Origin of the sequence: Streptomyces sp. MUSC 14 (assembly GCF_001866675.1) — a bacterium.
In the GTDB taxonomy this organism is placed as follows: domain Bacteria; phylum Actinomycetota; class Actinomycetes; order Streptomycetales; family Streptomycetaceae; genus Streptomyces.
Genome location: NZ_MLYN01000018.1, coordinates 82,319 through 96,798, shown reverse-complemented (window position 1 = coordinate 96,798; position 14,480 = coordinate 82,319). Strand labels below are relative to the sequence as shown.

17 protein-coding genes are annotated in these 14,480 nt (G+C 71.0%); all 17 read left to right on the top strand.

Going from position 1 to position 14,480, the window contains the following annotated elements:
* The first annotated feature begins 844 nt into the window (after positions 1–844).
* The 17 genes from BIV25_RS11040 (at position 845) to BIV25_RS10960 (ending at position 14,478) form a co-directional block, all read left to right on the top strand.
* Positions 845–1,192 carry a hypothetical protein gene (locus BIV25_RS11040; protein ID WP_071372050.1) on the top strand — a complete coding sequence of 116 codons (348 nt, stop codon included), beginning with the start codon at positions 845–847 and terminating at the stop codon, positions 1,190–1,192.
* A gap of 83 nt (positions 1,193–1,275) precedes the next feature.
* Positions 1,276–1,776: a hypothetical protein gene (locus tag BIV25_RS11035; RefSeq protein ID WP_143076614.1), complete on the top strand. Its 501-nt coding sequence runs from the start codon at positions 1,276–1,278 to the stop codon at positions 1,774–1,776.
* Positions 1,777–2,081: 305 nt separating this feature from the next.
* Positions 2,082–3,086 carry a DUF932 domain-containing protein gene (locus BIV25_RS11030; protein WP_071372048.1) on the top strand — a complete coding sequence of 335 codons (1,005 nt, stop codon included), beginning with the start codon at positions 2,082–2,084 and terminating at the stop codon, positions 3,084–3,086.
* A 244-nt stretch (positions 3,087–3,330) separates the two neighbouring features.
* Positions 3,331–4,023, top strand: a complete 693-nt coding sequence (locus tag BIV25_RS11025; protein ID WP_071372047.1) for a hypothetical protein — start codon at positions 3,331–3,333, stop codon at positions 4,021–4,023.
* Positions 4,016–4,480: a hypothetical protein gene (locus tag BIV25_RS11020; protein ID WP_143076613.1), complete on the top strand. Its 465-nt coding sequence runs from the start codon at positions 4,016–4,018 to the stop codon at positions 4,478–4,480. The genes BIV25_RS11025 and BIV25_RS11020 overlap by 8 nt, the downstream gene beginning before the upstream one ends.
* Positions 4,481–4,563: 83 nt before the next feature.
* Positions 4,564–5,064 carry a hypothetical protein gene (locus BIV25_RS11015; RefSeq protein WP_071372045.1) on the top strand — a complete coding sequence of 167 codons (501 nt, stop codon included), beginning with the start codon at positions 4,564–4,566 and terminating at the stop codon, positions 5,062–5,064.
* A gap of 137 nt (positions 5,065–5,201) precedes the next feature.
* Complete coding sequence (locus BIV25_RS11010) at positions 5,202–6,152, top strand: hypothetical protein (protein ID WP_071372044.1); 951 nt, start codon at positions 5,202–5,204, stop codon at positions 6,150–6,152.
* 110 nt (positions 6,153–6,262) lie between these two features.
* On the top strand, positions 6,263–6,556 hold the full coding sequence (locus BIV25_RS11005) for a hypothetical protein (protein WP_071372059.1): 294 nt from the start codon (positions 6,263–6,265) through the stop codon (positions 6,554–6,556).
* On the top strand, positions 6,553–6,738 hold the full coding sequence (locus BIV25_RS11000) for a hypothetical protein (RefSeq protein WP_071372043.1): 186 nt from the start codon (positions 6,553–6,555) through the stop codon (positions 6,736–6,738). Before BIV25_RS11005 ends, BIV25_RS11000 begins: the two co-directional genes overlap by 4 nt.
* Before the next feature lie 288 nt (positions 6,739–7,026).
* On the top strand, positions 7,027–7,863 hold the full coding sequence (locus BIV25_RS10995; protein WP_071372042.1) for a hypothetical protein: 837 nt from the start codon (positions 7,027–7,029) through the stop codon (positions 7,861–7,863).
* Between the two features lie 427 nt (positions 7,864–8,290).
* Positions 8,291–9,205 (top strand): hypothetical protein, encoded by a 915-nt coding sequence (locus tag BIV25_RS10990; protein WP_071372041.1) that lies wholly within the window; start codon positions 8,291–8,293, stop codon positions 9,203–9,205.
* Positions 9,206–9,265: 60 nt separating this feature from the next.
* Positions 9,266–10,009 carry a hypothetical protein gene (locus BIV25_RS10985; protein ID WP_071372040.1) on the top strand — a complete coding sequence of 248 codons (744 nt, stop codon included), beginning with the start codon at positions 9,266–9,268 and terminating at the stop codon, positions 10,007–10,009.
* A 377-nt stretch (positions 10,010–10,386) separates the two neighbouring features.
* The gene (locus tag BIV25_RS10980; protein ID WP_071372039.1) at positions 10,387–11,937 is read left to right on the top strand and encodes a ParB/RepB/Spo0J family partition protein; all 1,551 of its coding nucleotides are present in this window, start codon (positions 10,387–10,389) and stop codon (positions 11,935–11,937) included.
* Positions 11,938–12,029: 92 nt separating this feature from the next.
* Positions 12,030–12,353 carry a hypothetical protein gene (locus BIV25_RS10975; protein ID WP_071372038.1) on the top strand — a complete coding sequence of 108 codons (324 nt, stop codon included), beginning with the start codon at positions 12,030–12,032 and terminating at the stop codon, positions 12,351–12,353.
* A 155-nt stretch (positions 12,354–12,508) separates the two neighbouring features.
* Positions 12,509–13,129 carry a cell envelope biogenesis protein OmpA gene (locus tag BIV25_RS10970; protein WP_177235235.1) on the top strand — a complete coding sequence of 207 codons (621 nt, stop codon included), beginning with the start codon at positions 12,509–12,511 and terminating at the stop codon, positions 13,127–13,129.
* Between the two features lie 62 nt (positions 13,130–13,191).
* Positions 13,192–13,482 carry a hypothetical protein gene (locus BIV25_RS10965; RefSeq protein ID WP_071372037.1) on the top strand — a complete coding sequence of 97 codons (291 nt, stop codon included), beginning with the start codon at positions 13,192–13,194 and terminating at the stop codon, positions 13,480–13,482.
* A gap of 42 nt (positions 13,483–13,524) precedes the next feature.
* Positions 13,525–14,478, top strand: a complete 954-nt coding sequence (locus BIV25_RS10960; RefSeq protein WP_071372036.1) for a hypothetical protein — start codon at positions 13,525–13,527, stop codon at positions 14,476–14,478.
* Positions 14,479–14,480: the final 2 nt, after the last annotated feature.

Sequence of the window (14,480 nt, the reverse complement as noted above, 5' to 3'; positions counted from 1 at the left end):
CGGAAAAAAGAGAATTGCTCCGCAATTCTCACGGAATCCACTCCGTGAATTCCATAAAAAGCGCGGCTAGTGGGATGGGGCTGTCCCGGGTCAGGAAATCTCGAAACTGCGTCAGAATGCCTGCCACCAAGCTCACTGAAACAGCATCACCATACCACCCGGGTAAAAGGCGGTGGTCCCCTTTCCCAACTGGGAAAGGGGACCACCTATTTCCTGTTACGTGCTGAGCAATGTGCGGCCGACCGAGCGGAGCAGGGCGTCATAGCCCCGCCACAGGCAGCGCGGAGGGAATGCCACGAACACTGCCGACAGGCTACCCCAGCAGCCAGACCGGGAATCACAGAACAGGCGTAGGGCGAGACGGCATGTGAGAGGGCCTGAGGACCAGGCGGACGGGTCCAGCCCTCCCCCACCTTCCACGGGCCGACAGGCCCCGCACAGCCCCACACCCGGCCAGCGCGGCGGCCCCGCCGACGCGCAACAGACTCCAGGCGGCCCCACCCCGAGGCCGCCACCGCCACCCGCCCCGCCCCATTCCTCACCTCCCTTCAAAAAGCGCGGGTCAAGTGGCAGCAGAGGGGATGTCAGACCCCCGGACCACGCACAAGACGCCCCCTGATCAGGGGCGTTCAGAGAGCCGGCCCATGGACCCCCGCAACCTCTACCGCAACCTCTAGCGCAACACCCTGGCGCAACCTCTATCGCAACTTCTAGCGCAACACGGGGCGCAACAGTGGGCCGTGGGGTAGTTGCCCCAGGGCAGATCTGCTGTATTATGGAACATGTCAGGAAGGTGGCTCCCTCCCCGACACCGCCGAACGTTCGTCAACAGAAAGGCGTACGCGTGGAAATCGTCATCGTTAACGGCAAGGTGACGCCGGAGACTGCGAAGATCAACACTCCTCAGGCTGAGAAGGCTCGTGGGATCGCGAATTTCCTCCCTCGGCCGGAGCTGCTCCGAGACGCAGTGATCGTGCACGACCAGGACGAGAAGACCACGTCGATTCGCTTCGACACCGCAGCCGGTCCGGTCCGGGTTCTTCTGCCGGTCGCCCAGGGCTTCGAGTTCCACATCATCCACGAAAGCGACACCGGGCCCCGCATTCTCGGAACCTTCCGGGGCGCATCCCTTCCGGTGCGATCCGTCGCATTCCGCATCAGTGAATTCCTGCGGACGCGCGGACTGAAGTAAGCGGCAGTTTCGGGGGCCCGGTCCACCGGGCCCCCGAGCAAAGCCCAGCACCCACACCGATCGGAGGGACAGTCACTGTGAGCATGACGAGCATTGAGCCCGCCCACCGCGCCGCTCCGGCGAACGAGAGCGAGCGAGAGCAGATGGAGGCCGCTTTCCGGGCCGCCCTGGAACGACTCCCCCAGAACACCGGTTTCCCGCACGCCGTGCGCGAGCTGGCCCGGCCCCTGTTCGAGGTGGGATGGATTTCGGGCGTGCGGACCGGACACACCGGGCCCGCGCTGGCCGACGTGCCGTTGCCACCCCACACGTTCAACTCAGCCCTGTCCAAGCTGTGCGCTGTCATGGACGCGGAGGCCGGCCCCAGTGTCGGACAGCTGGTCAGCTACCACGGATCGCAGGAGCGCGCCCATGGGCGGTACTGGGTCACGCGGATTGAGCGCGAACTCGACCGCCGAGGGCGGGAGTCTGTGTACTACCGCCTCAGTGACTACCGGGACGGGGTGTTCGTCACCGCGCTGAGCGGGGTGCACGCGTGGAGCGTCACGGCACTGCCCCAGCACTGGCAGCGGGACACCCCGTGAGCAACTGTCACGTGTGCGACAACGGACGCATGCTGTGTGTCCGGGATCGAAAGCCTCTGTCCGTCGACGAACTCTCGCGCGTGCCTGACTGCGGCATTCTGACCGAGAGCGAGGTATGGGCGCTGCATGAGGCCTACGAGAAGCCCGAGGTGTTCGACGGGGATTGGTAGGCCCCGGAGGGTGGGGCGCGCCGGAGTTTTAATCGGTTGCCCCACTCTCAGAATTAGGTATTATGGAACCAGTTCGGAAGGGTTGGCCCCCTACCGGACCCGCCGAAGAGTTCGTCACCAGAAGGGAAGCCCCAAGTGGCTCACGAGATCGAGCAGTTCACCGACGGCACCGCCGCTTTCGCGTCCGCCAACACGAGCGCGTGGCACAAGCTGGGCACCGTCACCGACGGCGCGATGACCGCCGAGGAGGCCATGCGCATCGCGTCTCTGTCCGGGTGGAACGTGCGTCTTCTGCCCCTGACCGCGACCGAGATCACGACCGACGGAACCACGCCGCTGGAGGTGCCGCAGCACTTTGCGACCGCGCGCACGCACCCGAAGACCGGCCGCACGCAGACGCTCGGGGTGGTCGGCAGCGACTACCACCCCGTGCAGAACGAGGAGCACGCCGAGTTCCTCAACCTGCTGGCCGACGAGTCCGGCGCGCACTTCGAGACCGCCGGATCGCTCAAGGACGGCCGTCAGGTGTTCCTGACCATGAAGATGCCGCAGACCTTCACGATCGGCGGAAGTGACGACGTCGATCTGTACATCGCGGCGTTCAACAGCCACGACGGAGGCAGCGCGTTCCGCATCGTGGTGACGCCGGTCCGGGTGGTGTGCGCGAACACTATGCGCGCGGCCATCCACGGGGCCCGTTCCTCGTTCGTGGTGCGGCACACCGCCGGGGCCAAGGCCCGCATCGCGCAGGCCCGTTCCGCCCTCGGTCTGACGTTCCGGTACGCCGAGGAGTTCGAGCAGGCCGCCCAGCGCATGATCGATGCCGAGATGACGCTCAGCGAGCTGAAGTCGGTGGTGGACGAGCTGTGGCCGGTCAAGGACAGCGACCACGCCCGCGCCAAGACGAACCAGCGCCAGCGGTGGGGGGCGATTTCGAATCTGTTCGCGCACGCCGACACCCAGGCCGGTATCCGAGGCACACGGTGGGCCGGGTACAACGCGCTCACCGAGTACGCCAACCACGTCGCCCCGACCCGGGGCAGGACCGACGCCGAGAAGGCGGACGCCCGCGCCGAGCGGGTGATCAGCGGAGCGGCGAACGACCTCATGGAGAAGGCCTTCGCCCTCACCACCGTCTGACCCCCTGAACGCCGGGCGGGCACCAACTTCCCCCACGGGTGCCCGCCCGGCCCCCACCGGCCAGCACGTGGCCGAACCCGGCGCACAGGCGCCCAGGCGATCCCCGCCGGCCCCAGGCCGCGTCACGACAGCACGTCGCAGCTGCGAAGCAGCCCGCGCGCGAAGGGCACGCCGCCCGCCCCGCGCTAAGTGACGGGCGGACACCCGCCGACTACGCCGCCCACCGCCCTGCGGAAGGCTTTTCATGCGCATCCCGAAGTGGAAGATCAAAGGTGTCACCGACGACTTCACCGAGTGCGGCTGTTGCGGCCGCCGAGGACTCAAGCGCACCGTCGCGCTGATGCCGCTGGACGCCGACGAGAACGAGGACGGCACCGCCGAAGACGTCGCGTACTACGGCACGTCGTGCGCCGCGACCGCGCTGGGCTGGACCCAGAGCAAGGTGACCGACACCGCGCGCGCAGCCCAGGCGAAGCGGGAGCAACGCGACGCGTACGCGCGCATGATGATCAGCCTCTACGCCCCGGTGGAGTTCGCCCCCGTCCGCGAGAAGGCCCGGCTGTTCTACGGCCGCAACCGCAGCTTGCGGGACACGGGCGTGAAGGCGACTGAGGAAGTCGCGAAGCTGCTGGCCAACGCCCGCGCAACGCTGGCCGACACGACGACCGGCCCGGCCCGTCCGTCGCGGATCGAGGACTTCCGCCGCTACCTCGTGATCTTCAGCAGCGATCAGCAGATTCACCGTGTGCTGCACGTGCCGGACGACGAGGGCAAGCGCCAGGAGCAGGCCACCGCCGCCGCACGCCGCGCCAAGGAGATCCGGGGCAGCGTCCTGGTCGTGGCCGCCCTGGACGGCGAGGCCGCGCGCGACGTCGCGTACTCCCACCGTCTCGCCCCCGAGTGGATCGAGAAGGCCTGGCAGGACGCCCATGTCTGAGACCGCCCCCGCGCCCCTCTTGTTCATCGGTAGCCACGTCACCTACCACGGCAGCATCGCTGAGATGCACGACCGCCCCTTGTATCTCCTGCCGTGCATGTGGTTCGGACACTGCGACGCATGCTGGGAGCAGGACGACGCGTTCGGCGAGCGCCATCCGCAGGAGCGGGATCACTTCATGGTGGTCGACCTGGCCACGGACCGCCGTCTGCACCATGCCCACCGGGCGCACCTGACGCCGATCCCGCACGAGTGGCCCGAAGACGCCGTTGAGGTCAGCATCAACGGCTACCGGTACGCCGCCGCCTACACCACGGCAGGCGGGAGCGGCCGGGCCCGGACGGTGCACTTCTACACCGCCGAGGACTTCATGGGGCGCACGTGGTGCCACTTCCGGGAGCCCGCGCCCGACATCCGCCACCTGGACGAGCAGGGCCGCCGCCGTCCCGTCATCTGACCGAGTCCCGCGCGCCACCGCGCGCGGGACCCCGCCCGCCGCGCGCAGCCGGCCTCCCACCCCGTCGCCCCGCTGGAGTCACCGTGACCAACCCGCACCCCGACCAGAGCGCCCGCGCAGACCGCCGCACCCTGCCCTACCCCGGAGACGAAGCGATCACCGCCGCCCGCCACCGCGCGCACCAGGCATTCGCCCAGCTCTTCACCGCCCTCGGTGCCGGACGTCACCGCCTCACCTACGCCGCATTGGACGTCGACGGCCGGTACGCCCTGGCCAGCGCCACCGTCGACGTCACGACCGCCCCCGCCTGGCACCTGGACGCCGACCCGGACGAGTTCGCCGCCATCGAGGCCGCCGTGACGGCCGCCTTGGAGGGCAGCTGCACCGTCCTGGCCACCCTGATCGTGCAGACCGACCAGGAACCGAGCCCCACCGTCTGCGGATGGCGCATCGAGCGCGGATGGCTGCACGGCATGAACCCCGTCACCGTGTACGCCGCCGTACGGCCGTGCGCGAACAGCTCGACGCCCATTGCCAGCGTGTACCCCGCGCCGTCCCTGCCGGACCCGTCCGTCACGGGCTGAAGTCACCGGCCCAGCCCCGGGGCCGGGCCACACCCCCTGCCAACTCCCCGTTCCCGTAAGCCCGTGAGGAGACGCTTCGTGATCACCTTTGCCACCCCGTCCGCGCCGTCCCGTCCGAGGCGGACCCCGCCGGAGCCGTGCACTACAGCCTCACCGGTGCCGCCAGCGGAACCGTCCACGTGACCGCGACCAGCAGCCCCGCCCAGTGGGACCAATTCGACGCCGTCCGGGCCACACTCGGATCCGCCAGCGCACGGGAACGGCCCGCCGAGCCGCTGGTACGCATCCGCGGACGCGCCTACCAGGGCACCACGGTCAGGGTGCTGGCCTACTCCGCCGACGTGCCCTGGGGGTGGCACGACCCGATGTCCCTGGTCGACACCGACGACCGCCCCGCGCCCGAGCAGGCCAGCCGGACGCTCACCGCCATCCTGCGCGCGTGCGCCGGCGACTACGCCGCGCGCAGCGACTTCCCCAGCCTCCAGCACGCGGCCCGTCGCCACGACACCCCGCAGCTTCTGACGTGGCTCGACGCGATGATCTCGCACGCGGAACGGACGCAGGCCCGCTGGCTGGAGGAGGCCGAGGCCCACCGGGTCCAGGCCGCCCAAAGTCTCGCCGCCTGGTGGACGCTGGCCCGCTGGCTCGCCAACCGCCCGCACCCCGTCCTCGCGCTGCTGCTGGCACCGGGCCGCGAGAGCCTGGCCCACCGCGCCGCATACCTGCCGAAGTGGGCCGAGATCAGCAGGCACGCAGCCGACGAGGAGGGCCGCCGACTGACGCTCTTCCGGTCGGAGTACGAGGCACTGGCACGGCCCACCGCCGCGCCGGAGAGCGCAGAGCGCGCGTACTTCGTGGTCGGTCAGTGGACGGGTGGGGGCGACGTCGACATCTGGCACGTGGAGGAGGCCCCCGCCGATCCGGGCGAACGCGCCGACGTCCACGAGCAGCACCAGGAGGACGCCGAGGAGACCTTCGGCAGCGTCAACGTCGTGTACGCCGCCAGCCCGCAGGCCGCAGCCGACCAGGCCCGCAGGCTGGCACGCGAGACCAGCGAACGCCTCCACCGCGAGCGCACCCGCTCGTAGAAGACACCGAGACCGGACGAGTGGGGCAACCCCAAGGAAAAGCAGTTGCCTCATCCTTTGATTTCAGTATTATGGAACATGTCGCGACGCCGTTCGAAGGAGGCACCACGTTGGCATCGTTCGATCACGCCACCCCGGAACGCTGCGCCCAGCTCGGCCGCGCCCTCACCGTCGCCGGCCTCACCTGGAGCGACAACGGCCGCCAGGACGATCCCCAGTACCTGGACTACACCGTCACCGACCCGCACGGCCGCACGTGGCGGATCAGCCCCGCCACCAACTTCCAGATCGCCCCGTCCAGCCCAGGGCGGATCTGGGAGGCCAGCTGTTCAGAGCTGATGACGACCACCCCGATCCTGTCCGCCCGCCAGGTGGCAGAGCGCATCAAGGACGCCCCGGCATGAGCAGCCCACCGCCGCCGTTTCGGCCCGAGGACTTCGAAGAACCGTGCGAGACCTGTCTCGCACCGCCCGGGCAGCTCTGCCTCGCCTGGTGCGACACCGGCTACACCGCCGACGACGCCCGCCACGACGCCGAACGCCGCGCCCAGGACTCGTCATCCGCAGACGCCCACCGCCGATGGTGACCGTGACGTGACCTTTGGTCGGGGCTCATGGTCGCCCCTGCGAGGTGTTCTTGAGCGTTTCGCCCTCCCCCCACCCCGCCACGGAAAGACCCGCCGAAAGGAAATGCAGTGACGCGACCCATCTGGACGTGCCGGGACTGCGACACCAACAACGCGCGCACAGCGGACCGATGCACTGTCTGTGACCACCCACGCCCCGTATCGCGCGTGCGCGGAGCCCGCCTCTCTCGCGTAATTCGAAGCCGCGATCTGTCCTGAGCCCTGCCGTCCCGTCCGAAGGAGACCCCCATGGAACTGTCTGACCCCGCCGGCATTGAGCCCCTCGCGCACGGGATCGCCGAGCAGCTCGGCGCCCATCACTCCACGCTAGACGGCGAATCCGACCGTGCCCGGATCGTCTTCGCAGACGGCCGTGTCTGGGAACTCGTCCCCAACCGCCCCCGGACCCGGATCACCGTCACCGCGGTTCTGCCGGAGCAGGCCGCCGTGCACGGTATCGAGGTCAAACCGATCACGGTCACCGCGCAGCCCCGCCCGCGGCCCAGCGAGACCCAGACCAAGGCCACCGCCCGGCACACGGCCGACCACATCCGGCGGCGGCTGCTGCCCGCGCACACCGCCGCCCTGGCCGAGCTGAGCAAGCTCACCGCCCCGCAGCCGGCCACGCTCCAGCGCGCCGACGCCGCCCTGGCCCGGTTCCTCGACCGCCCCCAGGGCGGAGTGGCGATGTCCGAGCAGCCGGTGCGCCGCCCGCTGGGGCTGAGTGCCAGGTGTGCCGTCGCCTGGTGGCACACGCTCGACGGGCCCTCCCGCGCCGTGGCACCGTTCATGGCCGACGCCCTGCGCCGGGCCGGACTGGCGACAACGGAGCCGCACGGCAGCGGCTACGTGTTCTTCGCCGAGCCCCCGGCCAAGGAGAGCGGCACGCGGTTCCGGATCGCCCCTGCTGCCCGGGGCCAAGGGTGGGACCTGGTCGACGAGTTCACCGGCGCCTGCCTGCGCACGTACGACGACCAGGAGTGGGCCCAGGGGATCGCCGAGAACAAGAACAGAGTGGCGGACGCCGCCCAGCGCGCCGCTGTTGCGTCCCTGGACCTGCCCGGACTGTCGGAAGACCTGGTCTAAGAGGAGCAATGGCGAGCCGTGGCCGTGGAGTTGGCCACCGCCGGGCACATGCCCTATGGCCTGAGCGACGTCGACTACACGCAGACCCCGGGATTCCACATCTACCCCAGCGTGGAGCCGGGCACGGCCAAGGTGGCGCGGCTGCTGGAGCCCTGGGGGCGATCCGGCCCGGAGCCCGCTTCGAGGCCCCCGAACGCGAAGTCGAGCGCTACGACAGGGACATGGAGGCCTACGCACGGCTCCTGGACAGCCCGGGGCGAACGGCGGCCGTCAGGCTGGACGGCATCCAGGTCGCGTTCAGCGAACCGCCGACCAGGATCTGACCTGCATGGTTCAGAGTGGGGCAGCGCCGTGAAAATCGGTTGCCCCACACCCCAGATTCAGTATTATGGAACTCGTTAGAGCGGCATGAGCGAGGAGACTCCCAATGGACCTGCACGACGCGGCCGCACTGCTCACCACCCGCGCCCAGAGCGCCTACACGCTCCAGCGCGAGGCCGGCGCCGCCCTCACTCTGGGGACCCAGGGTCAGCCCCGGCGGCTGGCTCGGCTCGCCCACCGGGCAGAACGCGCCGTAGAACTGGCTGTGTTGTGGGACGGGGTCCTGCTGGAGGCCCACGGCACCGACCAGCGCGACCTTTTCCCGCTCGCCGACCCCGCGCGCCTGGTCGGCGCCGCCCGCACGTTGCGGGCCCTCACCCACGGCGGCATCACCCGCGCGTACGACCTCGCCTGCTACGACCCCACCTGTCCGGAGTTCCGCGCCTCCATCCCCGAGAGCCCGGCGCAGCACTGGGCGGCACGGCTCTTCCTCCTGCACACCAACCTGGTCGACCACTTGCCCGGCGCGCCGACCGCCACCGCCGTCCTCGCCGAGCTGCACACCCGCCTCACCGACGCACCGGCCGGAGCCGCAGCCGTCCTGGACGTGGTCACCGCCCTGCGCGAGCGCCTCGACGACGGGCCCGCGGCCGCCCGCGACATCCCCTGCCGCGCGGGCGAGATCCTCATCCGCGCTCTGGGACTGGCCGCCTTCCACGGAAGCAGCCTCACCAGCAGCGGAGGCAGCCGCACCGCCGTTGTCGTCCCCCTGGTCGATGACTGGACGATCCGCATCGACGACGAGGGCTCCGCCGACCACCCGGAGGAGGACCACGGCAGCGGCCGGGGCAGCGCGGGATGGACCGCCCGTCTGCGCGACCCGGACGGTGACGCGACCGATGTACTCCGCCGCCCCTCCTCCGACACAGCACGCGAGTGTCTCGCCGACAGCGCAGCCTGCGTCCGTCAGCTGACGCAGTGGCGTGCCGCGAGCCAGGCCAAGGGCCCTGTCCAGGGCTGACCCCGCCGTCCGCCACGCAGGAGACCACCCACCGGCCCCGCTCACGAGAGGACTTCCGCCGTGCCCCAGTCAGCCGCCCCGCTGGAGACAGCAGACCTGTCGGCGCTCGCCGACCGTCAGCAGACGTGGTTCGCCACCCGGCGCGGTCCGGTGGCCGTGCGCAGGTACGCCCGCTGCTCAGACTTCGCACGGGCCGCCGTGCGCTCCGGCAGCGGCCGGGACCGCGCCGCGCTGCTGACGCTGTACCCCGAGGCGTACCCGCTCGCGCCGGCCTGGCTGGCCGCCGTCGCCGAGGCCGCACCGGAGACGGCCGACCACCGTCGCCCGTCCGCCTCCATGGTCTCGGTACGGCTGCTCGCGCGGATGACGCCGGATCATCGCAACGGCATCCCCCGGCAGTCCGACGGGTCTGTCGGCTGGAGCGTGCCCGGTGCGTCCGCACGGATCTGGCCGGACGGCCGGATCGAGCTGCGCAGCACCACCGGGGCGGAGCTTGCCGGTCTACTGGAGGGCTCCGAGTGGGATCACTTCCGGGTGGCCGCCGTGGCGGACGCGGGCCTGCGGCTGCTGTGTGCTCCCGAGGCCCGGCACCTGACCAGCGTCGGCCAGCCGTCCGGCTGGTTCCGGCCGTCCGACCGGGGCCTGACCGGAGGAGGCCGGGAGCGCAAGGGCGGTCAGGTGTACGACGCCGCCACCGTGGCGCGCTGCTCCTGCGGCTGGAGCGTGACCGTCCCGTCGCAGCTGGGCGCCCGCGCGATGGCCGAGCAGCACCGCCGCGAGGCCACTGCCGGCGAGGCCGGGTAACTCCCCACGCCCGACGTGCGCATACCCGTACCCCGGGCCGGACCATGAAAGAGGTTCCGCCATGTCCCCCTCCGCGAAGTCTGCGCCACCCGCGCCGGCCCCCAGACCTAATCACGACCGCAGGTGCGTCGACTGCGGTGTGCCCTGCACCGAGCAGGCGACGTCCATCCCCCGCCTCCAGGGCGGAACGCGCGCCGTGTACGCCTGCTCCGTACACGCGGCCCGGCGCCGACAGGCGTCCTGACCTGCCATGTGGCGCAGAGGCAGCACTGAGAAATTCAGTTGCCCCACACCAACCATTAAGTATTATGGAACATGTCGAGTAGCTCCCTCCCGTCACCGCTGAAAGTCCGTCAACCCGCGCAAGGAGGCCAGACATGGCCACAGCGACCGAGTCCACCACCACCGACCAGGCGGCCGATGCCGTCCCCGTCGACACCGGCGAAGCGGGCCTGACCGCCGTCCTGCTCGACCCGGCCACGATCGTCCGCGACGACTGCAACGCCCGCGAGCACGACACCGAGCCCGACGAGGACCTGATCAACTCCGTCAAGGCCGTCGGCGTCCAGGACCCGGTCAGCGTCCGCCCCCGCCCGGACGGCACCTACGGCGCGTTCAAGGGCTGGCGGCGCACCCAAGCCGCGCAGCTCGCCAACGCCACCGCCGAGGCCGAGGGCCACACCGCGCGGCAGATCAAGGCGTTCATCCGCTCTGACCTGGTCAGCCGGGACGCGTGGACACGGTTCCTGTCCCTGATCGAGAACCACCAGCGCGAGGGCATGTCGGCCAAGGACACCCTCAAGGCAGCCGAACTGTCCCTGATCGGGATGGACGAGGTCGAGCAGAAGGCCGCCGCGAGCGCCCTGGGACTCAAGCGCGGCACCGGCAAACGGCTCGGCCGCGCCCAGCGGCTCGACGACGCCACCCTGCGCCGCGCGTCGGCCGGGGGTATGGACCTGGAGCAGATGGCCACGCTCGCCGAGGTCGCCGACGTGCCCGACGCTGAAAGCCGCCTGCTGCGGGCCTTGACTCGGGACCAGGCGGCCGACGACGGCGGGCGCGGCCACTGGGACCAGGAACTCGCGCTACTCAAGGCCGAGCAGAGCGACCGCACCGCCCGCAAGGAGGCCGTCGCCGCGCTGGAGCAGGCCGAGATTCCCCTGCTGCCCTCGCGAGTGCCGTACGGGGAGAAGGACACCGCCCGGCCGCTCGCGGACCTGACCACCACGCTGGGCAACCCGCTGACCGAGGACAACCACAAGGGATGCCCCGGCCACAGTGCCCGGCTGGACCCTGAGCACCGGCCGGTGTGGTTCTGCGCCGACCCGTCCGCCCACGGGCACAAGGCCCGCCCGAAGCCGAAGCCGTCGAAGACGGCCGAAGACGAGGCCAAGGCTGCCGAGCGGGCCCGGACCACCGCCTGCAACCGGGCCTGGAAGGCCGCCGCCGGTCCCCGCCAAGAGTTCGTCTCCCGCCTGGCGCGCTCCACCAAGGCCCTGCCGGAGGAGGCCTGGCAGTTCGCCGCCGGGGTCCTGCTGGACCTGCCCCGCTTCTACGGCAAGTGGGCCGGTCGGCAGGAGTCCACGGACACCGCCCAGCTGCTGGGCATGAAGCTGCCCGAAACGCCGTTCGAGCGCGTGCAGCTCTCACAGCTGGTCACCGTCTCCAAGGCACGGCTACCGCACGTGCTGTTCGCCCACGTCGCCGCCGCCTTCGAGCGCGACATGCGCGACCCGAAGGGCTGGAACGACGCCCTGATGCAGGTCCGCTTCCTGTGGGAGGACCTCACCCCCCAGCAGGCCGCCTACCTGCTGCTCCTGGAGAAGCTCGGTCAGGACGACAAGGGCTCCTACCGGCTCTCGGAGGTCGAGGAGCAGGCCCTCGCCGCCCACCGAGGCCAGGACGCCCACGCCACCGACGAGGCCTGAGCCGCACAGCCAGGCCACCCGCGCAGGACGGCCGGGCACCCACGGTGCCCGGCCCCCAACCCACGAACCTTCAAGACCACACGGAGTCCCTCATGTCCACGTCCACTCCTGCGGAACCCGCCCGGAACCAGCGAGACCAGCCGCTCACCCTTGACGTGCTGCGCCGCCTGGTCGGCAACAACTGGGCACGCCTTCCCGGCAGCACCCTGGTCGTGCTCTCCAGCGACCCCGAGGGCAACGGCTTCTCGCCATTCAGCACATACGCGCTCTCTCGCTACGTCCCCGAAGCCGACGACCTGCGAGGCGAGGTCTACCCGCTGGAAAGCGAACTCGCCCGGGACACCGAACTGCGCAGGCTCTATCCGCAGATCCCCCTGAACGCCGTCGCCGCGCTGGTGCTCTACCCGCTCGGCTGACCGGCCCCCACCCGGCCTCCCGTCCGGCGGCCGGCCTCCTCCACCGGGCGCAGACCGCCCCGGAGATCCGGGGGCAGCGCGCCGAGCGCTGCCCCCGACCCGGGCACCGCCCTCCCGTCCCTGCCCGCACCTCCCGCGAAAGGAAGCCGACTTCGATGAGCCGTGCGATCCCCGTGCGCTGCCTCGCCAGGCCTCTGGCCCGGGGACTGGTCGTGCCGTGGGTCTCCCTGATCCACAACGGGCACGCCGTATTCGGCAGTCTCGACGCCGACCGTGCCCGGCGCGCCTTCCTCCAGCGCCTGTGTCAGATCTGCTCTCAGCCCCTTGAAGAGCGGTTCTTCGTCATCGTCCGCCCTGCCGACCAGCAGCAGGGCTACTCCCCCGAACCCGCGCTCCACCCGGAGTGCCAGCCCTACACCGCGGCGCACTGCCCGATGCTCAACGGCACCGCCACCCACTACCGCTCCCGCCCACTCCTCGCCTCCCATCCCGCGGGCCGCCCCTGCACCGACCCGTCGTGCCCGTGCCCCGAGCTGACGCCGGACGAGGGGCACACCGCCCGCAGCGGACGGCCCGCCGACCGGTACGAGGCATGGATGATCGCCACCCGGCACTACCGGCTGGTGTTCCGCCAGAACGCGCCCGACGTCCCCGTCGGGATCAGCCTGAACGTGCCCGTCCTGCGCAGGCGCACCCTGCGCGAAGCCGCTCTGCCCGCCGACCACGCCGCCCTGCTCGACCTGCTGCGCACCGCCCTGGGGCTGGAGCACCCGTAGCCGCACGGGCCCGGCGCAGCCCAGCACCCCCCATCCACGTGACCCAGTCGAGGAGAAGCCGTATGCCCACCACCTACCCCGTGACCCTCCCGCCCGTTCCCGACGACCCGGAGACCACCTGGCGCGCCCGGCGCATCAGCGACACGGTCTTCGAGCGACCGGACGAGGGGTGGCCCAGTGCCACGACCCTGTTCGCGATCGACGCCTCCAGCCCGGCCGAGGCCGAACTGCGCGTCCTGGCATGGATCAACCACAGCTACGAGGACGACCTCCGACAGGCCACCGCCGCCGCCGAGCACCAGGCCGGCCCCCACCGCTGGCACGTCAGCCTCCGCATTCTCGGCGAGTTCTGACCCAGACCCGAGCACGCCACACCACGAGAGAAGGGAACCACCGTGATCATCCCCGACCCGAACAGTCCCGTGGGCAATGCCGTCATCTCACTGCACCGGCAGATGACCGATCTGGAGGAACGCGTGGGCGACTGGCCCGGCGCGGACGTCGTGGGAATCCTCGAACCGTGGCTGGAGCAGTTCGACTTCACCAACGGCCCGCAGCCGGCCGTCGTGCGCACGCCGCCGCCCGCGCCGGGGCAGGTCTGGGTGCTGCGCCGCTGGGACCGGGACGGAAACGGTGTCGGGCTCTTCGCCGACGCGGAGTGCGCTCTGGCCGAACTCGCCCGCCACGTGCGGGGAGGCTGGGCTGGCCTCCTGGGCGGCGACGGCGTCCCCGCCGATCCCTCTGCCGACGACCGCACGGCCGTGGACCTGTACTACGGGCCCAATCGCGGCAACCGCCCGGACGAGGGCTACTCGCTGTATGCCGACACCATCCGCGGGAAGGGCCGCCCGCGGATCGTGCCCCTCGACTTCCGATTCCCCGACGCCGACGCCTGCGAGCGGGCCCACCGCGACGCCGTCTTCCACGCGGGAACCCACGGCGATCTCCCCTGCCTGGAGGTCGACGGCGTCCTGGTGTTCACCTACCTCGACCACCAGGTCGGCGCCGTCCGCCTGTCCGTCCACCTCGACACCGCCCCGGACCACCTCGTCCGGCCCGACGGCACGGTGCCCCTGCGTGTCGAAGTCGAGGACACGGTCGTACTCGACGACACCGGCGCAGAGAGCGCGCCCGGGCCGCCTCTGCTGGACGCCTTGCTGAACGAGGCCGACGCCGTACAGAAGGACGCGATCCTCGCAGCGGCCCGGGCCGCCGGCCTGCTGTGGCCCTGCCCGGCCTGCCAGTGGGACAACCCGGCTGCGGCGACCTGCTGCGAAGGGCCCGGACCCTGCCGAACACCCAAGCCATCCGCAGGGGTTGAGGCGGAGCGCAAGCTCCGCGAGCCGTAGGC

Excerpts from the sequence above, each read along its gene's own strand:
- BIV25_RS10965 (WP_071372037.1), top strand. The coding sequence starts at position 13,192 with ATGCCCACCACCTACCCCGTGACCCTCCCGCCCGTTCCCGACGACCCG.
- BIV25_RS11025 (WP_071372047.1), top strand. The coding sequence starts at position 3,331 with ATGCGCATCCCGAAGTGGAAGATCAAAGGTGTCACCGACGACTTCACC.
- BIV25_RS11035 (WP_143076614.1), top strand. The coding sequence starts at position 1,276 with ATGACGAGCATTGAGCCCGCCCACCGCGCCGCTCCGGCGAACGAGAGC.
- BIV25_RS10970 (WP_177235235.1), top strand. The coding sequence starts at position 12,509 with ATGAGCCGTGCGATCCCCGTGCGCTGCCTCGCCAGGCCTCTGGCCCGG.
- BIV25_RS10995 (WP_071372042.1), top strand. The coding sequence starts at position 7,027 with ATGGAACTGTCTGACCCCGCCGGCATTGAGCCCCTCGCGCACGGGATC.
- BIV25_RS10990 (WP_071372041.1), top strand. The coding sequence starts at position 8,291 with ATGGACCTGCACGACGCGGCCGCACTGCTCACCACCCGCGCCCAGAGC.
- BIV25_RS11020 (WP_143076613.1), top strand. The coding sequence starts at position 4,016 with ATGTCTGAGACCGCCCCCGCGCCCCTCTTGTTCATCGGTAGCCACGTC.
- BIV25_RS10980 (WP_071372039.1), top strand. The coding sequence starts at position 10,387 with ATGGCCACAGCGACCGAGTCCACCACCACCGACCAGGCGGCCGATGCC.
- BIV25_RS10975 (WP_071372038.1), top strand. The coding sequence starts at position 12,030 with ATGTCCACGTCCACTCCTGCGGAACCCGCCCGGAACCAGCGAGACCAG.
- BIV25_RS11000 (WP_071372043.1), top strand. The coding sequence starts at position 6,553 with ATGAGCAGCCCACCGCCGCCGTTTCGGCCCGAGGACTTCGAAGAACCG.